The 26,162-nt window shown below is 69.9% G+C and carries 21 protein-coding genes; 9 read left to right on the top strand and 12 right to left on the bottom strand.

The features are described from left to right. Positions 1-105 precede the first annotated feature (105 nt). From HV824_RS37160 to HV824_RS03950, 3 genes are all read right to left on the bottom strand, one after another. Complete coding sequence (locus tag HV824_RS37160; RefSeq protein ID WP_368670843.1) at positions 106-594, bottom strand: hypothetical protein; 489 nt, start codon at positions 592-594, stop codon at positions 106-108. 236 nt (positions 595-830) lie between these two features. Further along, entirely contained in the window at positions 831-1,073 is a 243-nt protein-coding gene (locus HV824_RS37155) for a nucleotidyl transferase AbiEii/AbiGii toxin family protein (RefSeq protein WP_255207742.1), read from the bottom strand. Then, positions 1,070-1,453, bottom strand: a complete 384-nt coding sequence (locus HV824_RS03950; RefSeq protein WP_255207741.1) for a hypothetical protein — start codon at positions 1,451-1,453, stop codon at positions 1,070-1,072. The genes HV824_RS37155 and HV824_RS03950 overlap by 4 nt, the downstream gene beginning before the upstream one ends. A gap of 547 nt (positions 1,454-2,000) precedes the next feature. On the opposite strand from HV824_RS03950, the gene HV824_RS03945 reads away from it, so the two are divergent. After that, positions 2,001-2,369, top strand: a complete 369-nt coding sequence (locus HV824_RS03945) for a helix-turn-helix domain-containing protein (protein ID WP_176409041.1) — start codon at positions 2,001-2,003, stop codon at positions 2,367-2,369. A 141-nt stretch (positions 2,370-2,510) separates the two neighbouring features. Here the strand turns inward: HV824_RS03945 and HV824_RS03940 are convergent, their stop codons facing one another. The 3 genes from HV824_RS03940 to HV824_RS03930 all read right to left on the bottom strand — a co-directional run bounded on the left by HV824_RS03940 (position 2,511) and on the right by HV824_RS03930 (position 6,339). Next, positions 2,511-3,134, bottom strand: a complete 624-nt coding sequence (locus HV824_RS03940) for an MXAN_6652 family MXYO-CTERM-anchored protein (protein WP_176415899.1) — start codon at positions 3,132-3,134, stop codon at positions 2,511-2,513. Between the two features lie 78 nt (positions 3,135-3,212). Beyond that, the gene (locus HV824_RS03935; RefSeq protein ID WP_176422683.1) at positions 3,213-4,421 is read right to left on the bottom strand and encodes an MxcI protein; all 1,209 of its coding nucleotides are present in this window, start codon (positions 4,419-4,421) and stop codon (positions 3,213-3,215) included. 142 nt (positions 4,422-4,563) lie between these two features. After that, positions 4,564-6,339, bottom strand: coding sequence for a CHASE domain-containing protein (locus HV824_RS03930; protein ID WP_368738018.1), 1,776 nt, complete (start codon positions 6,337-6,339; stop codon positions 4,564-4,566). Positions 6,340-6,492: 153 nt separating this feature from the next. Here HV824_RS03930 and HV824_RS03925 point away from each other — a divergent pair, with 153 nt between their 5' ends. Further along, the gene (locus HV824_RS03925; RefSeq protein ID WP_176415896.1) at positions 6,493-8,085 is read left to right on the top strand and encodes an NAD(P)/FAD-dependent oxidoreductase; all 1,593 of its coding nucleotides are present in this window, start codon (positions 6,493-6,495) and stop codon (positions 8,083-8,085) included. Positions 8,086-8,183: 98 nt separating this feature from the next. Then, the gene (locus tag HV824_RS03920; protein ID WP_176415895.1) at positions 8,184-9,038 is read left to right on the top strand and encodes a hypothetical protein; all 855 of its coding nucleotides are present in this window, start codon (positions 8,184-8,186) and stop codon (positions 9,036-9,038) included. A 35-nt stretch (positions 9,039-9,073) separates the two neighbouring features. Here the strand turns inward: HV824_RS03920 and HV824_RS03915 are convergent, their stop codons facing one another. Then, positions 9,074-10,849: a methyl-accepting chemotaxis protein gene (locus HV824_RS03915; RefSeq protein WP_176415894.1), complete on the bottom strand. Its 1,776-nt coding sequence runs from the start codon at positions 10,847-10,849 to the stop codon at positions 9,074-9,076. Positions 10,850-11,066: 217 nt separating this feature from the next. On the opposite strand from HV824_RS03915, the gene HV824_RS03910 reads away from it, so the two are divergent. Continuing rightward, the gene (locus tag HV824_RS03910; RefSeq protein ID WP_176415893.1) at positions 11,067-11,258 is read left to right on the top strand and encodes a CsbD family protein; all 192 of its coding nucleotides are present in this window, start codon (positions 11,067-11,069) and stop codon (positions 11,256-11,258) included. 280 nt (positions 11,259-11,538) lie between these two features. After that, positions 11,539-15,453: a hypothetical protein gene (locus tag HV824_RS03905; protein ID WP_368738017.1), complete on the top strand. Its 3,915-nt coding sequence runs from the start codon at positions 11,539-11,541 to the stop codon at positions 15,451-15,453. Positions 15,454-15,523: 70 nt separating this feature from the next. On the opposite strand, the gene HV824_RS03900 is transcribed toward HV824_RS03905, so the two are convergent. Beyond that, positions 15,524-15,688, bottom strand: a complete 165-nt coding sequence (locus tag HV824_RS03900; RefSeq protein ID WP_161604945.1) for a hypothetical protein — start codon at positions 15,686-15,688, stop codon at positions 15,524-15,526. A gap of 349 nt (positions 15,689-16,037) precedes the next feature. Here HV824_RS03900 and HV824_RS03895 point away from each other — a divergent pair, with 349 nt between their 5' ends. From HV824_RS03895 to HV824_RS03885, 3 genes are all read left to right on the top strand, one after another. Continuing rightward, on the top strand, positions 16,038-16,976 hold the full coding sequence (locus tag HV824_RS03895; protein WP_176415891.1) for a universal stress protein: 939 nt from the start codon (positions 16,038-16,040) through the stop codon (positions 16,974-16,976). 72 nt (positions 16,977-17,048) lie between these two features. Then, a complete protein-coding gene (locus tag HV824_RS03890; protein WP_176422687.1) occupies positions 17,049-18,872 on the top strand; it encodes an ABC transporter ATP-binding protein in 1,824 nt (607 codons plus the stop codon). A 96-nt stretch (positions 18,873-18,968) separates the two neighbouring features. Continuing rightward, positions 18,969-20,978, top strand: a complete 2,010-nt coding sequence (locus tag HV824_RS03885; RefSeq protein ID WP_176415890.1) for an ankyrin repeat domain-containing protein — start codon at positions 18,969-18,971, stop codon at positions 20,976-20,978. Between the two features lie 10 nt (positions 20,979-20,988). Here HV824_RS03885 and HV824_RS03880 read toward each other — a convergent pair whose 3' ends face one another. Both HV824_RS03880 and HV824_RS03875 read right to left on the bottom strand, forming a co-directional pair. Beyond that, positions 20,989-21,333: a co-chaperone YbbN gene (locus HV824_RS03880; RefSeq protein WP_176415889.1), complete on the bottom strand. Its 345-nt coding sequence runs from the start codon at positions 21,331-21,333 to the stop codon at positions 20,989-20,991. A 41-nt stretch (positions 21,334-21,374) separates the two neighbouring features. Beyond that, the gene (locus HV824_RS03875; RefSeq protein ID WP_368738016.1) at positions 21,375-22,889 is read right to left on the bottom strand and encodes a CotH kinase family protein; all 1,515 of its coding nucleotides are present in this window, start codon (positions 22,887-22,889) and stop codon (positions 21,375-21,377) included. Positions 22,890-23,526: 637 nt separating this feature from the next. Between HV824_RS03875 and HV824_RS03870 the strand changes: the two genes are divergently transcribed. Then, positions 23,527-25,020 (top strand): SMI1/KNR4 family protein, encoded by a 1,494-nt coding sequence (locus tag HV824_RS03870; RefSeq protein ID WP_176422679.1) that lies wholly within the window; start codon positions 23,527-23,529, stop codon positions 25,018-25,020. 62 nt (positions 25,021-25,082) lie between these two features. Here the strand turns inward: HV824_RS03870 and HV824_RS03865 are convergent, their stop codons facing one another. Together HV824_RS03865 and HV824_RS03860 are read right to left on the bottom strand one after the other, a co-directional pair. Beyond that, positions 25,083-25,355, bottom strand: coding sequence for a hypothetical protein (locus tag HV824_RS03865; protein WP_176415886.1), 273 nt, complete (start codon positions 25,353-25,355; stop codon positions 25,083-25,085). A gap of 111 nt (positions 25,356-25,466) precedes the next feature. After that, positions 25,467-26,144, bottom strand: coding sequence for a vancomycin high temperature exclusion protein (locus HV824_RS03860; protein WP_176415885.1), 678 nt, complete (start codon positions 26,142-26,144; stop codon positions 25,467-25,469). Positions 26,145-26,162: the final 18 nt, after the last annotated feature.

Raw genomic sequence — 26,162 nt, 5'->3', positions numbered from 1 at the left:
AGGGGGAACAGGACACGCTCCCGCCGTGCCCTGGCCTGGAGGGCGGCTCTCGGGGGGACGGGAGAACGGTCGTTCACTCCCCCAGGAGGCGGCCGAGGACGGCGCCTACGAGGTAGAAAGAGGGGTGCGCGCCAGCCATGCACGGATGACAGACGCCGTTTCCTCCAACGTCTGTCTCGGTTTCCAGAACATCTGCCCGCTGGCCTCGTAGGCTTTGTGAATGGCTTCGGTGCGAGCCCCCAGAGGTAACGTGAAGGCAGGGGAGTCGGGCCCTGGCGGCGGGGCAATCTGCTTCTGGGCGAGCATCTCCTTTGCGAGTGCCTTCACATCGACGAAGTCTGGAAGCGGGGGAAGTTCGGGCTCGGCGGCGATGATGCGTGCCGCATCCTCGTAATGGCGCACGAAAGAAGCAGGTGCGCTGTCGACTCGCGGCACTCGTCTCTGAATCGCATCAAGCTTCTCAAGGAGCGTGACAAGCGGGTGCACGCAACGTACGCCCTTGGGACGGTTGTCGTCGTAGTCGTCCAGGTGTCCTATGCGCGCAAGATGGTCATGCACGAAGGACGACATGTCGCGCGGAACGAAGGGCGTCACGCGCGCATTGCCGACCTCAAGCAATACAAAGGGCCTCAGAACCTCAGCGAGGTTCCGATGTGACGTGCGGGGTAACTGACACGCACGTTGCCGCTGCGCCAGCTTGCATCCGTGTCATCAGGAGCCAACTCAGTCCTTGTGCCAGGAACATTGATGAACGACGGAAGGGCCTGGAAGTAGGTGCGGCGCTCGTTCGTCGCCTTTGTTCCATCACTCTTCCAGTTGGAGACCTTGGGCTAGCGAACGTTTCCGGGCTCGATTTTGAGGTCCAGGTCCTCGGAGAACCGGTGGATGAGGGAAAATCCCTTGGAAAGGGAGGTTCCTCCCTTGAACCAGACGTCGAAGCCTGTTGCGTGAAGCGCCCAGAGCGTGTGAGTGACCCAATAGTCTTTCTCCACGAGCGCCAGCGACATCTTGTTGTGGGCGGCGACGATCTGCAGCAGATCGTCGAACGCCGAATCGTCGTGAATGAAGCTCAAGTGGAGGAGGCCTGGAGCGCCGAAGAGATCAGCACTCGCGTCGCTTTGGTCCCATACCGCTGCGTCATTTCCGTCAGGCGTTCGCGGTCGAAGGCAGTGCGCGCGAGTGCGCGCGTCAGCGCCTTGGCCAGTTCCATGCGCGACGTGCCAGCGCGCTCCGCGTTCTCGAAGAGATCAACCACGAACCATTCCGGCGATGGTGTCAGCGGGAATGCCACGCGGCGTAGTTCGAAGCGGCGGTCACCCAGTTCAACGTGCCCGGAACGCTTCGTGTTGTAGACGAGAGTCGCCGCGAACACGGCTGTCGTGCCGAGCCCCAGCGCGTTCCAGTGTTCGGGGCCGGTAAAGACGAAGGGACTCTCCCCCAGGAACGCTCGCATGAGCGCATCGTCCCCAGGTGGCACCAACCCAAACTTGCTTCGCTTGGGGTAGGCAAACAGTCCGTGCGCTACCGGCACCAGCACGCCCTTCTCAACCAGCTGCTTGGCGAAGCGCGGTGGATTCGTGCTCCAGGGCTCAAAGTCCCGTGTGCGATAGACGCGCCCTGCCTCTAGCGGTGGTAGTGCCATGGAAGCCATTGTATTGATTCTCCGCAGAAAAAGTACAGGCGTTAGGCGGAATCGGCAAGGCGAACTCCTAAGGGCTGAAGTCAAAGGGGCGCCTGCCCGCCACCCTGCTCTCATTCGGTCGAATCACCGAACTCTACGGAGGACCTGCGCCTTCATGCGCCCACCCCTGGGGTCCCGCTCCGCCGCGAGCCCCTCCTGTCAAGGTCATCGCTTCCCTGTCGCATGGGGCTTGTCTCTGGAGGGACTGGGTGTGGCCAGATGGACGAAGGCGAGAGTTTATCGTCTCCAGAACTTCAAAGGTAGAGTCTTCCCTCCTGCTTCGCCAGGCCGTGACTTCCACCCCAGTCATCCACTCCGGATGCGCTACGTTCTCCCGCGTATGGACGAACAACTGGGTTCGATGGTGGGAAAGGCAGCGCGTGAGGCGCGTGCGCGCCTGGGGTTGACCCAGGTGGAGGTGGCGGCCTTGGTGGACATGCACCCCATGGTCTACAGCCGCGTGGAGCGGGGAAAGATGGTTCCCAGCGCGGGCATGCTGCGCCGTCTGAGCATGGTCCTCCGCGTCTCCACGGATGAGCTGCTGGGGCTGGCCCGGCCCGGCAAGGACGAGCGGCGTGATTTGGAGAAGGAGCCGCCGCTGCTGCGTCGGCTGGTAACGCTGGCGCGTGAGCTGGACGAGCCGAAGCTGGAGGCGCTCGTCACGATGGCGCGCGCGCTGGCCCGATAGGAGGCGTCAGGGCTCGGAGACCCACGAATTCAGGCTATAAACCTGAAAAGTTTACTGTGTGATTGGCGCCAGGTGAAGAGGCGCGCCTTCACCTCCACGGTGGATGAGGCGTGGGCCTCATCCACCCGCGCGAACGGCGCCTCAGCCCCGGCGGCGGCGCCGCAGGGCCAGCGGCGAGGCGGCCATCAGCAGGGCCCACAGCGGCGCGCTGCCCGCGGCGGCGCAGCCTCCGCTCTCTTCTTCCGGCGCATCCGGCTCCACGTCCGGCGTGCCCTGGCCCACCTTCACGCTCAGCTTCGTGGCGGCGGCCCGGTCTCCGTCGGTGTGGAGGTCCGCGTTGGAGGAGTTGCCAGCGCCGAAGAGCGTGAGGGTGACGTCTGTCGCGGGGGCGACGAGGCTGAAGTTGAAGCGCAGCTCGTTGCTCGCGAAGGGCTGGGGCTGTGCGTGGGTCAGCTCGGCGCCGAGCTTCTTCATGCCCTCACCGGGCTGGAGCGTGGCCGCCGTGCTGTCCACGGCGATGCCCACGCCGCCCGTCCTGGCGGGACCGCCCCGGATGATGAAGGTGTACTGGCCGGTGGCGCCCGGCGCGAGCGTGGCAGGCCCTTCGAGCGCGACGGTGGGGAGCTCCCCGCCCTGGTGGCAGGTGCTGCACGTGGGACCCTCCTTGCCCGTCTGGCCGGTGACACCCGTGCTGGTGGCGGAGGCGGGGATGGACCACAGCGATGACACGACGACGACGCCCGCGATGCGGAACGGAAGACGCATGGACACTCCAAAAGATGGGTGAAGCCCGGTGGTGCTACAGCCGGGGCTCCGCGTGCGCGGAGCCCCGGAGACTTCCGCCTAACGAAGCTGGAGCAGGGAGAAGGACAGGCCCTGCGTCGTCAGCGTGGGCCGGCCGTTGTCGCCCAGCACGTGCAGCGTCGTGGACGCGGAGCCCGCGCCGAACTCGGTGTAGAGCGTCTGGTTCTCGGTGTGGAAGAGGAAGCTGCTGCCCGAGGTGGCCGGGAACTCGGTGTTCCGCGTCGCCGTCAGCGTGTTGAGATTCAGCGCCCACCACTGCCAGCCGGCGCCGCTCGCGATGCCGCGGGGGTGCGCGCCCTCCTGCACAGGGGCGACGCGCTCATCCAGCACGCGCAGGTACGCCGTGCCCGAAGGGCCGGGGACGAGCGAGCCCGCGGTGCCGCCGCCCACGAGCTCCGACAGCGAGCGGTGGAAGCCGGTGTCGAAGGTGCGCGTCTGCGGGTCGAACCGCAGCAGGCACGGCTCCGGCGCCGCGTCGGCCGACACCCGGTGCACCGCCGCGCCGTAGGCCTCCGTCGCGACGTAGACCTTGCGGTCCGGGCCGAGCACGGCGTCGTGCGCGTAGCCACACCGCTCATCCGTGACGACGGTGGCCGTGTCCGTCGCCGTGTCGACGGCCACCACGCCCGTCCGCGGAGTGATGCCCACGCCGGCCACGGGACGCCAGCCCACGGGGATGATGAGCTGCCCGTTGTCCGAGACGACCGAGCCCGAGAAGGCCATCTCGGTGTCGGGCACCTCCAGCGCGTCCAGCGCGATGTTGCCGGTGACGGTCATCTCCGTGGGGTTCCAGATGACCGCCTGCGCGGTGATGCCGTCGAAGAAGTACGCCTTCGTCGCCGACACGAACTGGAAGTTCGCCTGGTACTCGCCCAGCGACATCACGCCCAGGCTGGCGAAGCTCACCGTGCCCGACTGCTCCAGGCGGCCGTCCTCGGTGAGCGAGTAGCGCGTCACGACGGGGCTGTCGTCCGACACCACGTAGACCTGGCCCGACTTGCGGATGCCCACGCCCAGCGCTCGGCCGGACACCTTGATGGCGCCGTCCAGCGACAGCTGCGCGGTCTGCTCCGCCTCCCGCGTCACCACCACGTAGCTCTCCGCCGGGTCGGCGTTGAGGTCCTGCGTGGTGATGGCGTACAGCGGGCCGGTGGCGTCGTCGCCGGAGTCGTCACAGCCGCCCATCAGGGACAGCGCGAGCGCGGCGGCGGAGAGTCGGAAACCCGAGCGGGCAAACAGCTGCTTCATGAAGACGGCCTTCCTGGAAGTGGAGCGAGGCGCCGTTTCACCCGGAGCGGAGCTGTAGATTCAAGGTGAAAACGATACGCATTCTCAATTTCAGGAGCTGTTTAGGCGGAATTCGTGAAAAGTCAAGAATCAGATGGGCGCGTCAAGCCACGGGGCTGGGGCCGCTCAAGGGCAGCACGACGGTGAAGGTGGCGCCCTGGCCCGGGGTGCTGGCCACGCTGATGCGGCCTCCCAGGGCCTCCACGAGCTGGCGGGTGATGAAGAGGCCCAGGCCCAGTCCGCCGTAGTGGCGGCTGGAGACGGCGCGCTCGAAGCGGCCGAAGATGCGCTGCGCGTCCTCGGGCGAAAGGCCGATGCCGTGGTCCTCCACCTCCAGCGTCGCGTGCGCTTCGTCCGAGCGCACGCGCACGTCCACGGGGGCGCCGTGGCCGTACTTGAGCGCGTTGGACAGCAGGTTGGTGAGCACCTGCTCCAGCCGCATCCGGTCCCACTGGCCCGTCACGGCCACGGGCGAGTCCACCGTCACCTGGACCCCCGCTGTCCTGGCTTCCGTCTCGAACCGGCGGACGGCCTCGTGCACCAGTTCGTCCAGGTCCACGGGCTCCAGGTTCAGCTCCATCCGGCCACGGGCCAGCCGGGACACGTCGAGCAGGCTGTCCACCAGGGTCGCCAGGCGCGTGGTCTGCCGCTCACTGGAGTGCACCCGCTGCGCCAGCTTCTCCACGTCCAGGGGGCCCTCGCCGCGAAGCTGGCGGTACAGCAGCTGGAGCTGGAGCTTGAGGTTGGTGAGGGGCGTGCGCAGCTCGTGCGCGGCGATGCTGAGGAAGTCGTCGCGCACCTGGACGGCGTCGCGTGCCTCGCCGGTCAGCCGCTGTTGTTCCGTGTTGGCGGCCTCGGCCGAGGTCCGAGCGCGGACCTGCGAGCGGGTGATGAAGAACAGCAGCAGCGTCACCAGCAGCCCGGCGCCGATGACGGTGCCACGCTGCCCGGTGGTGCCGGTGGCGAGGAAGGCCTGGCTCGCGCTGAACCGCAGCGTCCAGGTCTGGCCGGCCACGGGTATCCTCACGTCCTGCTGGAAGACGGGGGCCCCGCGTGACGCCGGGCGGCCGGACGCGTAGAGGAGCGCGTCGTCGCGGACCGCCGTCCCGTCATACACCTCCAGGTCGATGGTCTCCTTGAAGCCGATGAAGCGCAGCTCGCTCGTCAGGTCCTCCATGGCGATGGGGAGGTAGACGAAGCCGCGCGGAGGCCCGGTGGGGGCTCCAGGGGGCCGGGCGTCCCGCGGAGGGGTGTACACGGGGATGAAGAGCACGAAGCCCACGCGGCCCGCGGCGTCCTCCCAGCCTTGGATGAGCCGCACCTTTTGGGTGGCGGCCACGCGCCCCGTGTCTATTGCGCGCAGCATCGCGGCCCGGCGGCTGGGTTCGGTGAGCATGTCGAATCCCAGGCCCCGCCGCGTGCGCGCGTCCAGGGGGTCCATCATGACGATGGCGGTGTAGGCCGCGCGCGGGCCCGGGGGCCACACGGGGGGGCCTGGCGGCCGCATGGCGCGGACCTCCGCGTCATACCGGGCCACGTCCTCCGGCCGAAGCCACCGCGCGAAGCCGATGCCCTCCAGCTCCGGGAAGGTGCGATTCAACGCCAGGCTCTCCATGTAGGCGCCGAGCTCCTCCTGGTCCACGTAGCGGCTGCCGGTGAACAGTCCATGCACCCCCAGGAACAGGGACTGGTTCAGCTCCAGGCGCTGCTGGAGGCCCAGCACCCCGTGTTGGACCGCGTCGTCGAAGCGGCGCAGGCGGCGCTCGTTGATGCTCTGCTGCACATAGGCCGTCGCCGCGGCGGTGATGAGCAGTCCCACCAGGACCACGCAGTAGGCGGCGGTGTTGCGGCGCAGATGGGAGGAGGAGCGCGGTGGCACGGTGGGGCAAGAAGGCTGGAATGGCATCTGCCCGGGAGCCAGTGCCGGACGGTGCTCTTGTAACGTCCTGGCCGGTTCGGACGTTCGCTACGTGAATGAGAAGGCAGGATTTCGTTCACCCGGGTACCGGGGGGGCTTGGCATCCGGTAGGTCATGTCGGCGAACGAGGGAGGCAGCGTGCGGCACGTCATCGTCGTGGGTGCGGGACCGGGTGGCTTGTCGGCCGCCATCAACCTGGCGGGGCAGGGCTTCCGGGTCACCGTGGTGGAGAAGGACGCGGTGCCCGGCGGGCGGATGAAGGGGCTGACGCTGGGCGCGTCGGGCGAGTACTCGGTGGACACCGGGCCCTCCATCCTCCAGCTGCCGGGCGTGCTGGAGCAGATATTCCGGCGCGCGGGCCGGCGGCTGGAGGACTACGTCAAGCTGCTCCCGCTGGACGTCAACACGCGGGTGCACTTCTGGGACGGTACGCACCTGGACACCACCCGACACCTGGACCGCATGGAGGCGGAGCTGGCGAAGTTCGGCCCGCGGCAGGCGTCCGCGCTGCGCCAGTGGATGACGGACGGGCGGGAGAAGTACGGCATCGCCTACGAGAAGTTCATCTGCACCTCCGCGGACAACCTGGGCTACTACGCGCCGTGGCGGCTGGCGCCCACGCTGCGCTTCAAGCCCTGGCAGACGCTGTACCGGCAACTGGACGGCTTCTTCCACGATGACCGGGTGACGTACGCCCTGGCGTACCCGTCCAAGTACCTGGGCCTGCACCCCGCGACGTGCTCGTCGGTGTTCAGCGTGATTCCCTTCCTGGAGCTGGCCTTCGGCGTCTGGCACGTGGAGGGCGGCTTCCGCGAGCTGGCGCGCGGCATGATGCGCTGCGCGCAAGACCTGGGCGCCACCTTCCGCATGGGCGCGCCGGTGGAGCAGGTGCGCGTGGACGCGGGCCGCGCGGTGGGCGTGAAGCTGGTGGGTGGCGAGGTGCTGGAGGCGGACGCGGTGGTGGTGAACGCGGACCTGGCCTACGCGGCGCAGTCATTGATTCCGGCCCAGGCGCGGGAAGGCTCGCGGCTGACGGACGCGGCGCTGGAGCGGGCGAAGTATTCGTGCAGCACGTTCATGGCGTACTACGGCCTGGACACGGTGTACGCCGACCTGCCGCACCACCTCATCTACCTGTCGGAGTCCGCGCGGCGCACGGACCGCGACGCGCTGGAGGACCGGCACGTCGACCTGGAGGACCCGCCCTTCTACGTGTGCAACCCGGGCGTGACGGACCCATCCGGCGCGCCCGCGGGCCATTCGACGTTGTACGTGCTGGTGCCCACGCCGAACACGGGCCGTCCGGTGGACTGGGCGAAGACGGAGCAGGCGCTGCGCGAGCGCATCCCCGCCATGCTGGAGAAGGTGGGGCTGAAGGGCGTGCGCGAGCACCTTCGCGAGGAGCGCTACTTCACGGCGGAGACGTGGCGGGACGACTTCAACGTGTTCCGGGGCGCGGTGTTCAACCTGTCGCATACGTGGCGGCAGCTGGGGCCGCTGCGGCCGAAGGTGAAGAACCGCGACATCGAAGGGCTGTACTTCGTGGGCGGCGGCACGCACCCGGGCAGCGGCCTGCTGACCATCATGGAGAGCGCGAACATCGCCGCGGACTACCTGACGCGCGAGGCGGGCAAGGGACCGCTGCCGGGCTGGCCGTATGTGCCGCCGCTGGAGCCAGAGGCTCCCGTTCAAGCTCGCGCGGGGTGAGCGCCGCGCCATGCGGTGGCGCGCCCACCCGGCAGGCGGGGAAGGGCCGCCCGCATCCGCCGGGCGGGACGGGGGCGAAGCTGGCATAGTCGAGAGGCATGCCCTTCTTCATCCCATTCGCGGTGGGTGGCCTGGTGCTGACGGCGCTGGGCCTGGGTGTGCGGAAGGTGCTGACGGAGACGGGCGTCACCCCGCCAGAAGATGCCCGGCTGGCCCAGGCGCGTGAGGGGCACCGCGCGGCCGTGGCCGCGCTCCGGGCGGACCGCCTCCAGGTCCGCGACGGCGTGGCCACCTACGGCGCGCTCCAGGCGCGGGTGCACGCGGAGGTGGTGGTGCCCTTCGGCGCGCTGCTGGAGCGGCTGGAGCGCTGGGGGTACGTCCGGGAAGCCGAGCTGCTGGGCGCCGAGGCGCTGGAGGCGCTGCGCGCGCTCCCGCGCGAAGCGCCATCCCGCGCGACGCGGCGCGGTTGGCCCTTGTTGGGCGCGGGTGTCGAGGTGCCCGCCGCGCTGGAGCCCGTGCTGGCGTGGTTGGACCGGGGCTGGCTGGACGAGGAGTCGCCGCCGGTGGTGCTGGATGGGACGTCGTTGTACGCGGCCCTCTCGGCCCGCGGCATCCTCGCGGGGAGCGCTCCGGAGGAGGGCGCGCGGGCGCTCGATGAAGCCTCCGGGCTGCTGGGCCGGACGGCGGCGTTCCTGGGCGCGCTGCGCACGCGGCTGACGGCGCTGGAGGAGCGGGTGGCGGGGCTGCATGGGCGGGCTTCGGCGCAGCTCGCCTACCTGGACGCGGCCAGCTTCGAGGAGGGCGGCGAGGAGCCCCGGGAGCGGCTGACGCGACTGGCGGTGCTCGTGGGCCAGCTCGCCATGCTGCTGCGCACGCCCGTGCTGAGCGCGGAGGGGCGCCTGACGCCCCTGCTCGCCGCGCGCGCGGAGGACGACGTCCCTTCGAGCGACTGAAGCGGCCCGCGCTCGAGCACGGGCGAGCCGCCGCATCAGACGTAGCGCTCAGCCATCTGCGACACCTGCCCCGTCGCGTGGCTCACGGCCGAGGCCGCCTGCTGCGTGGTGTCCAGGTGCCGCAGCGTGTCCGTCGTCAGCTCGTCCAGCTCGCGCACCGCCGCGAAGAGCTGGTCCACGCCCGCGTGCTGCTGCGACACGGCCTCCGTAATCTGCCGCACCGCCACCGCGGACTCCTGGGACAGGCCCGCCAGCTCGCGCAGCCGTTCGCCGCTGTGCCGCAGCGGCTCCAGCGCCTCGGCCACGCCCTCCGCGCCCTGGTCCGACATCGCCGTGGCCTGCTGCGTGGCGGAGGCCATGCTCTCCAGCAGCCCGCGCACCTGGTTGGTGGCCCGGACGGACTGGTCCGCCAGGTCGCGCATCTGCCGCGCCACCACGCCAAAGCCCTTGCCGTGCTCGCCCGCGCGCGTGGCTTCAATCGCCGCGTTGATGGCCAGCATGTGGGACTGGTCCGCCAGCGACTTCACCACCTCCGACACGCGGCCCACCTCGCGGGCGCGCTGCTCCAAATCCAGCATCTGCTCGTGCAGCCCGGCCGCGATGTCGCGGATGACGGTGAGCCCCTTCTCCGTGCCGGCCAGGGACTCCTCGCCCAGCTTGCCCACGGCGGCGGCGCGCTCTGCCACCTGGAGGATGCTGGTGGCGCGCGAGTGCGTGACGTGAGACGCCCGCTGGATTTCCTGCGCGGTGGCGCGCGCCTGGTGCAGCGCCGCGGCCTGCCGCGACAGCGTCTGGTTCTGCTGGGAGCTGGCGTGTGACAGCCGCTGGCCCGCGTCGGCCAGGTCCCCCGCGGAGGCGCGCAGCGAGCGCGGCAGCTCCTGGAGCCGCTGGTAGAGCTGCCACGTCGAGGCCGCCAGGTCGCCCACTTCATCCGAGGAGACCCACTGGGGCGGCGTGGCGCGGCCCTCCACCAGGGCCTCCAGGGACGCCCCCACCGCGCGTGCCCCCCGGGCCAGCCGGCGGGCCGCCCAGGCCGCGGTGAGGATGGAGCCCAGCGCGGCATACCCGCCGAGCACCACCACCGGCTGCACCAGCTCCGCCTCCAGCGGCCGCACCGTGGCCTGGACGCGCTCGGCCGCCGCGGTGTCGCCCCGCGCCGCCAGGTCCGCCGCCAGCGCGCCCATGCCGCGCTCCAGGCGCAGGTGCAGCGTGACGATGCTGGCCAGGCAGGTGATGAGCAGCGCGGAGACGACCATCGCGGGCAGCAGCCACGACTGGCGCGTGGCGAAGCCCTCACCCGCGGGCTTCGTGCTGGGCGCGCGCTGATAGGCGTCCAGCACCGTGGGCATCATCACCCGTTCGAACAGCATGTACGCCAGCGGGCTGCTGAAGAGGCCCGCGCTCACCGCCACCGCCACGCCCACCATCACCACCGACGCCGGCCGGTCCAAGAGCAGCACCGCGCCGCCGTTGAAGAGGATGCCGCCCAGCGTCCACGACACCATCATCTCCACGAAGGCGATGTTGGAGGGGATGCGGATGAGCCGCTCCACCCGCGTCGTCCCCTGGGCGCTCAGGGCGCGCTTCATCAGCCACGGCATCACCACCAGGGGTTGCACCACCGCGCACAGGCCGAGCACCACCGGGGTGATGATGCCCAGGAAAATCTTGAACTCCCGCGCACCCGACAGGTCGAGCAACTGCATGTCGACGTAGACCGCGGGCGTGAAGGCCACCGTGGTGATGACGGACCGCAGCAGGTAGAGCCGGCGTAGCAGGGCGCCAGGGGTCGGTAGCGAGGAGGTGGCCATCGGGGAAGCGGTGCTCCTGGGTAACGGTGACCCCAGCGTGGGGCGCGAATGGCTCGCCGTCAATGTCCAGTCTTGTTCCGCCTCATCCAGCGTGTATGGAAATGCGGGGCTCCCCTGGTTGCTGGCCAGACGAGCGGCCCTGGGGCGCCTGCGCGACCTCTTCGGCATGCCCACACTCTGGCTCCAACACGCTGTGTGCTGTGAAAGGAGACCCGTCATGGGCGAGTGGACCGACAAAGCCAAGGGCAAGGTCAAGGAAGTGGCCGGCACCGCGAGCGGCGACCGTGAGCTGGAGGCCGAGGGCAAGCGTGACTCCGCCAAGGGCGCCATCAAGGGGAAGGTTGAGGACGCCAAGCGCGCCATCAAGGACGCGGTCGACTCCGACAAGCCGCGCCGGGACGAGCCCTAGCCTCCCCTCCCGGCGCCTGCCGGGCGCATGCAGGTGCATTTGAATGATTCGGGCCGCGGGGGAAGCCTTCCTCGCGGCTCGTTTCATTTCAGCGTGAGGACCAGGACTCCCCGCTCCCTTCGTATCCGGTGTTGGACGGCCCTTTCGCGCCGTCGCAGGCCCGAACGAGGGGGAGTCCTCCATGCAGGTGTCGCGAAGTTCGTCGTTGAGGGGAGACGTGTGTCCGCCCGGGGCACGCGCGCCCGCCAGGAGCCGGCGTCCGCGCTGGCTCCAAGGGGTCGTGGCCGCGCTGGCGCTCTGGGGCTGCGGTGAGCCCATGCCCATGGGGGCCGAGCCGTCCGATGGGCCCGTCGCCGCGCGCACCGTCGAGGACGGCCTCACCTGCACGCCGGAGGACATCGCGACCGGTGACTGGACGTGTACCGGCGGCTTCACCTACAGCCTGGAGTGTTACGCGCAGCAGTCAACCGCGGCCTGTGGCGCGGACACCAGCCCGAAGACGTGTACGTCGTACGGCACGTGCCAGCACTCGGACTTCGGCTTCACGTTGGGCGGGCACGAGGCGGTCGTCCCACTGGGCACGCGGCCCGACGCCTCGTGCGAAAGGCACGCCCAGAACTACGTGTCGGCGAACGCGCCGTCGTCGACGTGGGGCGGCATCACCTGGCTCTGGTACATCGGCGGCAAGCCCGGTGGTGGAGAGGAGTCCGCGCGCGCGGGGGGCGGGACCCGCAAGGGCGCCACCGCGGGGGTGGGCGAGGAGTTCTGCTACATCACCTTCTACAACTACCCGGTGGTGAATACGGGCACGGGACCGCAGTGCGGCACGGTGGAGGCGCCCTGCACGGTAGCCTGCCTCAATCCGCAGACGTGCCAGGTGAATGGCGCCTGGGTCACCGACGCCGCGCAGTGCGGAACGATGACGGGGCCCTGCGGCCCTGGCAGTGGGCCGCCGCTCTACGGCACCTGCCGCGACGTCAGCCATGGCGCGGCGCCGGACGCGGAGTGCGGCGCGGGCTTCGTGGAGGGCCAGGCGCCCGCCACCGCCACCCAGGCGCAGGTGCAGGCGCAGGCAGCGGCGGAGTGGGCGGCCTCGGGGAGCCTGGGCGCGCCCGTGTATGACGCGCCCATCCTGTGCTCGGAGTGCCACAGCATCTTCTCGCTGTCCCCGCAGGAGGTGAACCGGCGCGTCTATGCGGCGGCGGCCATGGCCAACGAGCACCCGCGGCTGCACCTGCTGGCGGGCGCGGCGTACTTCCTGGCCCGCGACAACCCGGCGCTCTCCCAGGCGGAGCTGACGGCGGGGCTCAACGCCATCTCCACCGCGCTGGACGTCTACCCCTTCGACCCGGCGAAGGACGGCTCCGGCCCCCGGGTGCGGACGATGATTCGCATGCTCGCGCGGGCGGAGCCGCACCTGCCCACCACGACGGCGCCGGGCCGCGCGCTGCGGGCCCATGCGCGCGCGCTGCTGGCCAGCATGCACAATGGCCTGGACCTGAAGCGGGGGCTCGCCAACGCGCAGTCCTTCGTGGACCGCTACGGCGAGGCGGAGGCCTTCACCGAGGACACCTGGTCCCGCTTGCATGACCTGGCCCAGGGCAACGCCGCGTTGGCGGCGGCGGTGAACGGCGGGGGGATTGGCGCGGGCGTGGGCTTCCAGACCCACCACACCGCCTCGCAGATGCTCACCGCGAAGCCCCTGGGCCCCCTGGCGGCCTTCGTCCTGCCGCGCCTGGGGTCCGATGGACGTCTGTCGGTGACGCCGGAGGACGCGCGGGGCTTCGTCACGACCGCGTCCACCGTGGGGCTGTCCGCCGTGAAGCAGTACTCGGACATGCTCCATGACTTGAACACCGCCGAGCAGGCGTACCGCGCCTCCGTCGCGCTGAAGAAGCCCGCCCAGCAGGGGCAGTCCCTGGACAACGGCGGCGAGCCCGAGGCGGCGTCGGTGAGCGCGCTGGCCTCGCCGGAGGAGACGGCGCTCGCGGCGGCCATCGCGGCGGCGAAGACGCGCGGGACGTCGTTGAAGGAGACGCTCGGCGGCGTGAAGGAGGGCGTGTCGGTCGGTCTGGGGCTGGTGTCGGAAATCCTCAAGATTGACGGCCAGACGCAGCTCGCCGCGGACATCGTGCGGTTCAGCAAGGCGCTGGGCACCACCCTGGAGTCGGTGGCGAAGTACGCGGAGAGCTCCATCAAGGTCGCGGAGAAGGTCGCCGGTTTCCTCGACGCGGGCGTGAAGGGCTTCCAAATCATCAGCGCCGCCGTGTTCACCGGCCAGATTGTCGGCGCGGTCATCCAGCTCTTCTCCATCCTGCGCAAGCCGGCCGAGCCGCCCATCGAGCAGGTCATCCTCAAGGAGCTGCGCAACCTCCACCAGCTCGTCGTGGAGCTGCAGGGGCGGATGCTCAGCCGCTTCGACCGGGTGGACCGGAAGCTCAATGCCATCCACCGTGACATGCATTCCCGGTTCGCCCTGGTGGACTGGGAGCTGGGCCGGGTGAACCAGAACGTGACGGAGGTCCAGGAGTCGCTGTACGCGCTGCACGCGGGGCTGAACCGCGTGGACCAGAACATGTACGAGTACTTCGCCGACGCGAAGAACGACGCGTTCCAGCGGGCGGCGTGGAACTACCTGGGCTGGGACTCACGCCACCCCATGCCCATGCGCTACGAGGAGGAGTTCGTCCCCGCGGAGACGGAGTTCTCCATCTGGGGCGCGCTGCACGCGCATGACTCCACGGCGCTCGCGGGCATCGACGGGCGCGGCTCCAACCCGGACATCAGCCCCGCGGACGAGCTGTCCACGCACAAGCTCTCCTACAACATCAACTACCTGCGCGAGTTCCCCGTGCAGTTGGGGGCGGGGTTCTCCATGCTGGACAGCAGCCGCATCTCCAGCCCGAAGGACTGGATGGCGGGCGCGGAGGCCTACGCGCAGCTCTTCGAGGAGCAGCCCGCGCTCGGCGGGCAGATGGAGGCGACCCGCCACAACGACCTCGTCACCCAGGGCACGACGCTCGAAACGGCGCTGAAGAACATCGGCAAGCCGCTGTTCGCCGGGGTTCACACCCGCTACACGGCCGACTGGGCGTGGATGAAGACGCTCATCGAGCACGCGGAGGGCGAGTGGCGGACGGACCCCGGCCGGGGCATGTACGGCATCGACCTGTGGGGGCCTCCGGAGCAGGAGCCGGCGACGCACTTCCTGAAGCAGGGAGAGAAGCCCATTGTCCCCTGCGGTGGAGGCCAGTGGGGCGACTACAACGGCGACAACGCGGCGGATTACCTGGGCGTGGACCCGGGCCGCTGGAACCACGACGTGCTGCGCCCGCTGCTCATCGCGGCCAACATGGAGGTGGACGACGCCACCATCGACCTGTGCGGTGAGGGGAGCTGGCAGCTCTACTCGGAGGTCTTCACGGGCCTGGGCGGACTGTACGAGCGCACGTACCGGCTGGTGTCCACGGTGTACGTCCGCTACACCGCATGGGACGCCGCGACCAGCTCGGTGAAGTCCGAGCGGGTGTTCGCGCACCGCTTCACCGGAGGCCATGAGTTCGTCGCCCTGGTGCGAGGCGCCGACCGGCCCACCTACAACCCGAACAACGCGCAGAACCCCCAGGAGTGGATGGCGAAGCGGTGGGACCATGTCTCGCAGCACATCGCGTCCTACGACTACGTCATGGCCAACGACCTCCGCGCCGCCGTCCGCGCCCGGATGGTGGACGTGTTGAAGTCCCAGCAGCGCCAGTTCTACGCCTCCATCGCGGCGCGGATGAACCAGGCCGGTGACGCGTTGCAGGTCCAGGCGAAGCGGATGACGGGCACGCGCCTGGTGTGGCAGGCCTACGCTGCGCTCGCGCTGCCGCTGTCCCTGGAGCACGACGAGCACCTGCGCGGCCTGCTGTACGGCGAGGACGCCGTGCTGTCGGGTTACGACACCCTGCAGGACGTGGAGGTCACGCCGGTGATGAACGACGTGATGGACATGTACGCGCTGTTCAGCACCGCCGCCGAGCTCCCGGCCTACAACATCCTCCAGGACCTGCACCCGGCGGTGACGTCGCGCGCCGACCGGCTCAAGCTCGCCATCGACGCGTCCCTGGATGCTCAAGCCGAAGCAGGTGGCCCCGAGGCGAGCGCCTGGGTGGAGCCGACGCTGCTTCGCTTGCGGCTCAGCGTCCCGCAGTGACGCGCACGCGGTGAGCTGACGTGAGGTGGCGCGGGCCGCGGGGGACGTTCCTCCGCGGCCCGTGCCGTTGCTACCGCTTCGCCACCGGCGGGCACGCGACCTCGAGGAACGTCGTCGTCTTCCCGCTCAGCATGACCCACAGGCAGCGCAGCACGCAGCCCGTCCCGAACTCCCGGTAGATGAGCCCCAGGTTGGCGACCACCTCTCGTCCGGTGATGACCCCGCGCATTGGCACTTCCCCCTTCTTCAGCGTTCCGCCCGCCACCGACCCCGCCCGGCGCTGCCCGCCCGGACCCTTCTGCAAAGCAGCGGCCGTGCTCCGCTTGGACCTTCTGTCGGGCTTCGGACGTGCCAAGCAGGCCAAGCCTCGTGGAGGACGCCTGCCCTCCCTTCTTCTCGGCGGGTACGGCCCCCGGGTTGCTGGAGATTTTTCAGGGAGCCGCCTGGGCGGAGTGGACCTGTTCCGGAGGCTTGCCCGGTCGCGGACTTTGCGACACGCCGAGCCCGGTGGCGCCTGGCGCGCGGCGCCTGAATCTTCAGGGTGTGAAGGTGAGTCTTCGGGTGGAAGGGAAGGAGGGATGGAGATGAGGTCGTCACAGCTTTCGAGGACAGCAGTGCCGCTGCTCCCTCCAGGGCTCGCCCGAGGGCAGCGGGGCGTGTCGCGCCTGGTGGTGGGGACGGATTTCTCGCTGCGCTCCGAGTTCGCGCTGGCGCGCGCGCTGCGCCTCCCGCTGGCGCACGGGAGCGTCTTCTGCGTGCTGCACGTGGCCCCCGCCCTGGACGGGCAGCAGGGGCCCGGTGGGACGCTGTCGGGGGAGCGCTGCCTGCGCAAGGCGGTGACCGCCGTGTGCAGGCGGCTGCGCAACCGCGTGGACATCGACGTGCGCGAGGAGCTGGGGCGGGGAGCCCCGGTAGAGGTGGCGTCCGAGGTGGCGCGGACGTCGGGCGCGGAGCTGGTGGTGCTGGGGCGTCCGCACGTGACGTACCCGGCGCGTGCGCTGGCCGAGGATTCGACGGTGCGGCACATGGTGCGCTGGCTGGGCGTCTCCGTGCTGGTGGTGGTGCCGCACCCGGGCCGGCCCTACGGCAGGCCGCTGGTGGCGGTGGACTTCTCGCGCGAGTCGCGCAGGGCGCTGGAGCTGACCTTGCGCCTGTGCCCGGCGCCCGCGCTGGTGGACGTGCTGCACGTGGTGGACACGGAAGCGCAGGAGGCGGAGCTGCGCCGCGCCCACGCGCCGGCCGAGCGGTGGCTGCTGCTGCGGCAGGAGCGGGAGCATCAGGCGCGAGTGGCGCTTGGCCGCTTCCTCGCGCCCTACCGGGAGGCGGGCCGCGAGCTGGAGGTGCGGGTGCGCTGCGGTGAGCCGGCCGAGGAGGGCATCCTGGCGGAGGCGCTGGAGCGGGGCTCGGACCTGCTGGCGCTGGCCATGTCCGCCCAGGAGGCGCGTACGCCGCTGACGGAGCAGGTGCTGGCGCGCGCGAGCTGCGACGTGTTGGTGTCGCGTCACCTTCCGTCCGCATCCTGAAGCAGGCGGGCGCGCTCCGCGTTATGAACGCGGACCGTGTCTCCTCGTCCTACAACAGCCCCTGCCGCCCCGGTGTCGCTCAAGGCCCGCTTCCAGAACGCGGGCAGTCTCTTCAAGCAGCTGCCGGGGACCTTCCGGCTCTTCTGGCAGGCCAGCCCGCGCGGCGCGGTGGTGCTGGGCGCGTTGACGCTGGTGGCGGCGCTGCTGCCGGCGGCCATCGCCTGGGTGGGCAAGCTCATCGTGGACTCGGTGGTGGCGGCGGCGCAGGGCTCGGTGGAGGCCCGCTCGCGGGTGTACGGGCTGGTGGGGTTGGAGTTCGGGTTGATGTTGGGCTCGGCGGTGGTGGAGCGTGGGCTGACGCTGACGCGCGAGCTGCTTCGCGCCAACCTGGGGAACCTGCTCAACGAGCGCATCCTCCAGAAGGCGCTGGCGTTGGAGCTGCAGCACTTCGAGGACTCGGCCACCTACGACAAGATGCAGAACGCGCGGCGCGAGGCGAACAGCCGGCCGCTGTCGCTGGTGACGCAGGCGTTCTCCATTGTCCGCAACGCCATCACCCTGGGCACCTTCGCCGCGTTGTTGGTGGCGCTGTCGCCGTGGAGCGTGGTGGTGCTGGTGGCCGCGTCGGTGCCGGCCTTCATCGCCGAGGCGCGGCTGGCCATGGCGGGCTTCCGGCTCTATTCGTGGCGCGCGCCCGAGGGACGCAAGCTGAACTACCTGGAGTGGATTCTCACGCGGGACAGCCACGTGAAGGAGGTGAAGCTCTTCGGGTTGGGGCCGCTGGTGCTGGGGCGCTACCGCACGCTCTTCCAGAAGTTCTTCGCGGAGGACCGGGCGCTGGCCTTCCGGCGGATGGCCTGGGGCCTGGGGCTGGGCGTGTTCTCACTGGGGGCCTTCTATGGCTGCTACCTGTTGGTGGCGGGCCGCGCGGCGAGCGGGAGCATCAGCGTGGGCGACATGGTGCTGTACCTGAGCGTGTTCCGTCAGGGGCAGGCGGCGTTCCAGGGCATCCTGACCAGCGTGGGCTCGATGTACGAGGACGCGCTCTTCATGAGCAACCTGTTCGCGTACCTGGACATCCCCACGGGCGGCGAGGCGACGCGGGTGCTGCCGCCCCTGTCGCCGCCGCGAGGACAGGACAGTGCCATCGAGTTGCGTGACGTGTCCTTCCGCTATCCGGGGAAGGAGGCGTGGGCGCTGAGGAACGTGTCGCTGACGCTGAAGCCGGGACAGAAGCTGGCGCTGGTGGGAGAGAACGGGGCGGGGAAGAGCACGTTGGTGAAGTTGCTCCTGCGCCTGTACGAGCCGGTGGATGGCGACATCTTCTATGGCGGCGTCAACCTGAAGGACATGGACGTGGAGGACCTGCGCAGCCGCTTCGGGGCGGTGTTCCAGGACTTCGTGCGCTACCAGTTCAACGTGGCGGAGAACATTGGCCTGGGGCATGTGCCGGCGCTGGAGGACCGGAGCCGCATCGAGAAGGCGGCCGAGGAGGGCGGGGCCAGCGGGGTGATTACGGCGCTGCCGCAGCAGTTCGACACGATGCTGGGCGGCTGGTTCGAGAAGGGACAGGAGCTGTCGGCGGGGCAGTGGCAGAAGCTGGCGGTGGCGCGGGCCTTCATGCGCGACGACGCGGAGGTGCTGATTCTGGACGAGCCCACGGCCAGCATCGACGCGGAGGCGGAGCACGCGCTGTTCGAGCGCTTCCAGGCGCTGGCGGCGGACCGCATCGCGATTGTGATTTCGCACCGCTTCTCCACGGTGCGCATGGCGGACCAGATTGCCGTGCTCCACAACGGGCAGGTGGACGAGCTGGGAAGCCACGACGAGCTGATGGCGAAGGACGGCCGCTACGCGCACTTGTTCCGGCTGCAGGCGCGCGGGTATCGGGACTGAGCAGGCAGCGGTCATGCCACGGCTTGGCGCGTGAGAATTCTCGGACCGTGAATGTCCCCGCGGCCCGTGAATTTCGCGCGCGCATGTCACTGACCCATGGCAGGTTCTCTCGCCATGTCGCGTGCTCAGGCTCCGAAGAAGGTTGATGTCGCTGCGTTGATGAAGAAGGCGGACACGCTGCTGGACGAGGTGCCGCCGCAGCTGGACCGGGCGATTCCGTTGCTGCGCGAAGTCGTGGCGACGGAGCCCGGGCATCTGCTGGGACTCCACTCCCTGAGCTGGTGTCTGGACCCGACGCGCCGCCTGGAGCCGCACCGCTGGGAGCGGGAGCTGAAGGCCGAGCACTGGCGGCTTCGCGACCGCATCCTCGAGCTGACGCGAGGCACGAAGCCCGGCGGCGCGCTGACGCTCGCGCATCGCGCGCGCTCGCTGGCCCTGAGTCAGTGGGCGGAGGACCTGGTGCGGCGCAAGCCGACCGTGGCGCAGCTCGACGAGGTGGAGGCCGCGCTGGATGAGGCCGACAGCATGCGGCCACTCCCGGACCATCAACGTGGCCGTCGTGGACTTGAAGCCTGGCGTGCGCTGACGCAAGGCAAGAAGGAGCAGGGCTACCGCGAGCTGCTCGCCAAGGTGGAGGAGGTCCCCGGCATGTGCGCCCAGGGCGTGACGGGGGACGACGACCCGCTCAACTTCCAGGGCCTGGAGGGCGCATTCTCCGATGAGGGCTTCCACGCGTGGCTGCGGAAGCAGAAGCCCGCGGCGCGCCCCAAGGGAAAGCAGGCCAAGGACCTGGATGCCGGGCTCCTGCTCGCGGCGGGGTTGGACGCGAAGCCGTTCTTCGGTCCCGGCTTCGAAGGAAACAGCCGCACGGGCCGGGTGCTGGCCCTGGTCGCGCTGGGGGCGGACGTGGAGGTGAAGGACTCCAGCAAGCACAGCGTGCTCCACCTGGCCGCGATGGTGGATGACGCGGCGCTGGTGAAGGAGCTGCTCCGCCTGGGCGTCGCCGCCGATGTCGTCGATTCGAAGAAGTCCACGCCGCTGCACGTCGCGGCCGAGTATGGCGGCGTGTCCTGCATCGCCCCGCTGGCGAAGGGGGGCGTGCCCGTGGATGCGCTCGATGCGTCAGGGCGGACGGCGCTCTTCGAAGCGCGTCAGGCCGACGTGGCTCAGGCGCTCATCGAGGCGGGAGCGAACCCCAACGCGGGCAAGGGCTGGACGCCGCTGCATCAGCACGCACGCTTCAAGGAGCGAGGCCCCGTCATCGAGGTCCTGCTCAAGGCGGGGGCGGAGGTCTCGCTGAAGAATGGCAGCGGCCAGACGCCCGTGCAGGAGGCGCTGGAGCACCAGAACGCGTCCCTCGCCCAGCTCATGGGGGCCAAGGCTTCCCCGGGCAAGGCCGGCGCGTTGGACGTGCAGCCGCTGCTGGAGGCGCTGAAGCGTCAGCGCAAGGCGCTGCTCAAGGCCTGGTACTTCGAGGACAAGGACGTGGACGGCGTCGACCAGGTCCTGCAGGGGCTCGCGCTGCAAGGTGCCACGTCCTGGGACCAGCTCGCGGCCTCGCTCCAGGGCGGGCTCCCGTGGACGGCCATGGCGGTGGTGCAGCTCGCGCGGGACGTGCTTCCGGCCGAGGAGAAGACGCCTCGCCTGTCCAAGCTGCCGCGCTTCGTGCGAGGGGACCTCGTGGTGAAGGGCGACGTGCACGTCGATGGGCCGCTGCTCGTGACGGGAGACCTCACGGTGGAAGGCGTGGTGCGCAACGCGGGGATGGAAGGGATGCTCGTGGTGGGCGGCACGCTGCGCGCCACCGGTGTGGACACGGACGGCGAGGTCGTCGTGGGCAAGGACCTGGAGGCGCGGGTGGTGTGGGGCCACGGCAACGACGCCTCGCTCCGGGTCGGCGGCGTGCTGAAGGCGGACGTGGTCATCGCGGACGACCACGACATCCAGGCCAAGGTGAAGGCGAAGCACCACTACGAGAACGGCGAGTTCGACGCCTCGGACGCGGCGCTCAAGAAGCTCTTTGTCGCCAAGGCCTTCGCCAGGTCGGAGCTGGACCGGGACAAGCTGTTCAATGTGCTGCGCAAGGACGGGGCCGTGCAGGTGTAGGCGGGCTCCCTCAGGCCCTGGGCAGGTGGTCCCGCACCACGCCGAGCCAGTACTCCTTGCCGTAGTACTGGCTCATCTTCCCGATGAGCTTGCCCTCACGGAACAGCAGGAACGTGGGGATGCCGAAGAGTCCGAAGCGCCTGGCCAGGTCCTCGTACTGGTACGCGTTCACCTTGACGACGCGCATGGGTGCGCCATCCAGCTCCGCCAGCAGCGCGGGCTCGGCCGCCGCGTAGATGTCGCAGTTCGGGCAGCCGTCACCCCAGAAGTCCACGACGACCAGCTCGCCCTTGGGTTCCAGGACCAGCTGGTCGAAGTTCTCCGCCGTCCCCTCGTAGCTCACGGGATGTGCCATGGCCTCCTGCCTAACGGGCTCGAGCGTCGTGTTCAATCCGCTCACGGGGCTCGCGGCTCGAAGTCCTCGCCGGCGCCGCCGCCCCGGCGCTCGTACACCGTGCCAGCGGGCAGTGGGCCGTACCAGACGGCATCCTCGGGGCTGTGGAGCAGCGGACGCGCCCCGCTCGTTGCGTTGAACACCCCCACCTCGCCCCCCTCCGAAGGCAGGATGAACGGGAGGTGCCGCGGTCCTCGGGCCACGTCGCCGCTCGCCTCCAACCGGAGGGCCGCGGCGGGCTCCAGGACGCCGGCTGGAAGTCGGTAGCGCACCGGTGCGCGCAAGTCCGAGGTGACCTCGTATGCCTCCAAGCGCAGTGGGGCGGTGCCGCGGTTGTGGAGCTCCACGAAGCCCGCGCTCCCCGAGGCGACCGCGCGGATGACCAGCGGGCCTGCTCCGTGTGCGCGCAGGGCGCTCAGGGTTTCGAGCAACCACGCGCGCCGTCCACGCACGTAGTCTCGGAGGACCTCCCGTGCGCGACGCGCGTGTGCTCCGGAGACGGACGGGTCTTCGCGCAGCTCGGGCTCCACGACCTTCCACAGCGCATCGAGGTGCGCCAGGGCCTGCTCCTCGGAGAAGGGGCCCGCGAGCGCGGCCTCCAGTTTCTCCAGCACGCGTGCTCGGAGCGCGGGACGGTCCCACACGCGCGTGGCCAGCACGCTCCAGGTGGGCCGCTGTTCCGGCCGGGTCCGCACCCGCTGGTCGAACACGTCCTGCACCGCGGCGTCATACAGCGTGAAGGCTTGCGGCGAGGCGTCGACGGGGAGCGGCGTCTCGGCGTTCTTCGTGCGCCAGTAGAGCATCCGTGCGTTGTTCAAGTCCCACGGCACGTACGTCCACCGGTCCGTCTGGGGCTCGTGAATCCAGAAGCTGCCCGAGTCTTCGACGAGGCTGTTGGAGATGAGCGCATCCGCCACCAGGTTGCCGAGGTACGCCTCCACATCCACATGCCGCTCCAGCATGGCGTCGAAGGTGGCGTCGTCACCCCGGTTCACCCATGCCAGGAGCGTGTCGAGCGCCTCGCGGTCCGGTGCGTCGTTGGGGATGCGCTTCTCGAAGTCGCCCTGGTGGGGGCCGGGCTCCAGCGTCAGCTCACAGTTGCGATGGCCACAGCGATAGATGGCCGCGCCCCGTTCGTGTCCGTGGTGCCTCAGCCAGTCCTTTCCGACGTGCTCCATGTCCAGGTAGAGCCCCTGGTGTTCGCCATTCACGCTCACGCGGGCGTAGCGCGCGCTGGGCACGGGCAGCCCCATCGCGGTGTACAGGTCCACCGCGAACTTCTCCGTCAGCTTCCCGCCGTCGAACCAGCTCGCGAGCAGATGGAAGTGGTCGCGGTCCTCCAGCGCCTGACCGGAGTCCAGTTCGATTTTGTAGCTCTTCTGCGGCAGCTCCCGCGTGCTGGCGCCTCGGAAGCGAAGCTGCCCCGTCGCGCGCACGCCTCCCAGGGTCACCGCGCAGGGCACGGTGTCGTCCGACGACGGGTCCGCCTCCAGCTTCGCGAGGTCTTCCGGCGCCACGTCCAGGGCGAAGGTGGGGACGTCCTGCTGAACCTGGGGATATGCGCCCCGAGGTGTCGAAGGGGCTCCATCCTGGAGCGGAGTCTCCCGTCGTGGCCCACCGCCTGGACCACAGGCGGCCAGTCCGACCCAACATGCCACCCACCATCCCGCTCCGCGTCCCATTCGTCGTCCTCCCAGCCTGCTACGTCTCGGGAGCCGCCAGCGCGGTGCTCCCGGCACGGTCTGGCGGAGGCTAAGCACGGTCGGAAATTCCGCTCGCGTGGCCGGGCGACGCACCCCATTGCGCGCTCTGGCCGGGCCCTGGGCGGCCAGGCGAGTGGGTTGTTGCCGCGATGGGACGCTCTCCTCGGCGGAGGATGGATCAGCGGAACGCCTGGACCGTCCCGAAGCGCGGGCGGCTGGAGCAGGCTCCAGGGGCATCACCTTCGCGCGTGCGCCCTGTTTTTCCGGAGGAGGGGATGGGTTGGACCGTGGGGGCGGGTTTTCAAGGTATGCCTGCGCGCGGTGGTGGCCGCCATGTCAGCCGGAGCGAACTGGATCAGCTCTGGCGCGGTGTCATCAAAAGCCAAAGCCCGCACTGCGCAGGAGCGCTCAGCCGCCGTAAGGTTGTGCGACTGGATGTCGTGGAGGGGTCATGCACGAGTGGTTGGAGGCACTTCGCAAGTCGGTAAAGGCATCGTCAGCTGGCGTCTCTCCGGAGGAGATTCGCCGGGCCGAAACGGAGTGCGGCGTTCCATTCCCCGACGAGCTCACCGACCTGTATCAGGCGTTCAATGGAGGCGAGCTCAACGGTGAGGTGCTCCTCTTCCGGCTGCACGGCGCGGAGGCAGACCCGAGCGTCATGGAGAAGACCCGCCTCAAGCTGGAAGGGCTTCCCGCGGCGGGGCTGTGGCGCATCGGCTTGAAGGGGCAGCACCGGCACCTCTTCGCCTCGCGCAAGTCGGCCATGGTGGAGCAGGGCGACGGTGGCGGTCCGTTGCCGGCCTGGGTCGAGGCACTGGAGGGCGACGACTGGCTCTATGGCACCTGGGAGGGCGAGAAGCGGCAGATGCGGCTGTACCGCTCGCTGAAGGACATGCTCGACGTGCTCGTGCCCCCCGCGGAGGTGGAGAGCTTCGGTGAGCGCACCTTTGCCCGGGCGATGAATGCCGTCCTCCAGGGAGCGCTGTCCGGCGTCCAGGTCGACGAGGAGGAGGAAGCGGCGGAGGCCGGCGAGGCCCCCCCCGGTGCGGCGGCTGAGGCTGAAGCGGTCGACGAGGCGGAGCAGCTCGAGAAGGCGGAGCTGGCCGATGAAGAGGCCGCCGAGGCGGAAGAGACGGAGGTTCGCGAACTCGCGTACGAGTACGACGACGTCCGCTCATCTTCCCGGCACGAGGACGGAGCCGGCCCGAGAAAGGCGCGCGCGCAGGCCCAGCAGATACCGCTCGCCATCGGTGGAGCTGGCGTGCTGTTCCCGAAGAGCGCGTCGAGCAAGGTGCAGGGGGTGAAGAAGGCCGCCGGGGAGCCGGCTTCCGCGAAGACGCGCCCCTCGAAGAAGGCCGCGACGGGAGTGGCCTCGGCGGACCTCCCTGCTGGAACGGGTGAGGCCGCTGCGGGACCGGAGGCTGCGCCCAAGAAGGTCGCGACGAAGAAGTCCGGTACGGCGAAGGCAGCCCAGCAGGCCGCAACGAAGAAGCCGGCCACCTCGAAGTCGGCGACGAAGGCCCCTGTGCAGAAGGGCGCGGCGAAGAAGTCCGCTACCTCGAAGGTCCCTGCCCAGAAGGTCGCAGCGAAGAAGACCGCTACCTCGAAGGCCGCGAAGAAGACCGCTGTGCAGAAGGGCGCGGCGAAGAAGGCCGTCACCGCAAAGGCCCCTGTCCAGAAGGGCGCGGCGAAGAAGGGCCCCGCTCAAAAGGGCGGTGCGAAGCGGGTCGGTGCCCCGACGGGCGCAGCCAAGAAGGCGGCTGCTCAGAAGGGCGCGGCCAAGAAGGCGGCTGCTCACAAGAGCGCGGCCAAGAAGTCCTCCGTGAAGAAGGCCGCTGCTCAGAGGGCCGGGGCGAAGAAGCCCCCCGCCTCGAAGAAGCCCCCCGCCTCGAAGAAGGGCTCAGCCAGGAAGCAAGCGGCGAAGAAGTCCGCTCGCGGCCGGTAGTCACGGGCTCGGAGGCAAGGCGCGCTTGAGCGCCTTGCCTCGACGTCGCCTCACCGCACGTCTTATCCCTGCGGCAGCTTGTCGAAGTCGATGGGGCGGATGCGGTAGCCCGGCTGCGCCGTCAGCTCCAGCGGCTCCTCCTCCTCGTCACCCCGGCGGAACTCATGAATCTCGTCCGGGAGGATGTCGCGGAACTCCGGCTCCTCCTCCAGCGGTGGGGTCGCCGCCAGGTCCTGGTCGGAGATGTTGATTTCATCCTCACCGGTGTCCGGGTTCATGTGACGCCGAGAGGTGGACTCGCCCACGTCGTCTGACCCCAGCTTCTTGAATCGCATGGCCTCTCCTCGGAAAGCGCGGTGAGTCGGCTGCCCTCGTCTCAAGAATGAGAACCCGCGGGGGCCGCGGCAATTCTCGCCGCCCGCCCGCCTGCCATGCCTGCCCGTGCCTCAGCGCTCCGGGAGCACGGTGCGGCCGGAGGGGTAGGCGGGCTCCACCTCCAGCATCACCATGGCCAGGGCCAGCACGCGCGACAGTGTCTCACGCACCTGGTAGCGCCACGGCGTCGACCGTCCTTCGTCCGCGGCCACGCCCCACGCGTCGATGCCCACCGAGTTGGCGATGAACAGCGCCCGCGTCAGGTGGAAGCGCTGGGTGACGAGCACCGCTCGCTTCGCGCCGAACACCGTGGCGGCCCGCAGGCAGCTGTCATAGGTGGACAGCCCCGCTTCGTCGCCCTGGACCGCGCTCTCGGGGACGCCGTGCTCCACCAGGTAGCGCCGCATGGCGCGCGTCTCATGGTGGAAGGGCTTCGTCTGGTCCCCGCTGACGAGCACCGTCCGCACCTTGCCCTGCTGCCACAGCGCGACGGCCGCATCCAGCCGCTGGGCGAGCACGGGAGAGGGCACCGCGCCCCGCGCCAGGCCCGCTCCGAACACCAGCGCCACGGGGGCCTGGGGCGCCTGCTCCAGGGGGACGATGCGGTCCTCGTAGCTGACCCGGACGAGATGGGAGAGGGCGAGCAGCCCCAGCCCACCCGCGGCCAGGACCGCGAGGCCTCTACGCAACCACACCCGTCTCGCACCGCCTGGCTTCATGGACCCCACGAACACCGGTAGAGGGGCCATTGTGTTCCGGGCGCCCTT

It is taken from the genome of Myxococcus sp. AM009 (assembly GCF_013372605.1).
Classification (GTDB): Bacteria; Myxococcota; Myxococcia; order Myxococcales; family Myxococcaceae; genus Myxococcus; species Myxococcus vastator.
This window is presented reverse-complemented; position numbering and strand designations above follow the sequence as displayed.

Coding starts and splice junctions, on each gene's coding strand:
- HV824_RS03950 (WP_255207741.1), bottom strand. CDS start 1,453: ATGCGAGCGTTCCTGGGGGAGAGTCCCTTCGTCTTTACCGGCCCCGAA.
- HV824_RS03945 (WP_176409041.1), top strand. CDS start 2,001: ATGCGCTACGTTCTCCCGCGTATGGACGAACAACTGGGTTCGATGGTG.
- HV824_RS03940 (WP_176415899.1), bottom strand. CDS start 3,134: ATGCGTCTTCCGTTCCGCATCGCGGGCGTCGTCGTCGTGTCATCGCTG.
- HV824_RS03935 (WP_176422683.1), bottom strand. CDS start 4,421: ATGAAGCAGCTGTTTGCCCGCTCGGGTTTCCGACTCTCCGCCGCCGCG.
- HV824_RS03925 (WP_176415896.1), top strand. CDS start 6,493: ATGTCGGCGAACGAGGGAGGCAGCGTGCGGCACGTCATCGTCGTGGGT.
- HV824_RS03920 (WP_176415895.1), top strand. CDS start 8,184: ATGCCCTTCTTCATCCCATTCGCGGTGGGTGGCCTGGTGCTGACGGCG.
- HV824_RS03915 (WP_176415894.1), bottom strand. CDS start 10,849: ATGGCCACCTCCTCGCTACCGACCCCTGGCGCCCTGCTACGCCGGCTC.
- HV824_RS03910 (WP_176415893.1), top strand. CDS start 11,067: ATGGGCGAGTGGACCGACAAAGCCAAGGGCAAGGTCAAGGAAGTGGCC.
- HV824_RS03895 (WP_176415891.1), top strand. CDS start 16,038: ATGAGGTCGTCACAGCTTTCGAGGACAGCAGTGCCGCTGCTCCCTCCA.
- HV824_RS03885 (WP_176415890.1), top strand. CDS start 18,969: ATGGCAGGTTCTCTCGCCATGTCGCGTGCTCAGGCTCCGAAGAAGGTT.
- HV824_RS03880 (WP_176415889.1), bottom strand. CDS start 21,333: ATGGCACATCCCGTGAGCTACGAGGGGACGGCGGAGAACTTCGACCAG.
- HV824_RS03870 (WP_176422679.1), top strand. CDS start 23,527: ATGCACGAGTGGTTGGAGGCACTTCGCAAGTCGGTAAAGGCATCGTCA.
- HV824_RS03865 (WP_176415886.1), bottom strand. CDS start 25,355: ATGCGATTCAAGAAGCTGGGGTCAGACGACGTGGGCGAGTCCACCTCT.
- HV824_RS03860 (WP_176415885.1), bottom strand. CDS start 26,144: ATGGCCCCTCTACCGGTGTTCGTGGGGTCCATGAAGCCAGGCGGTGCG.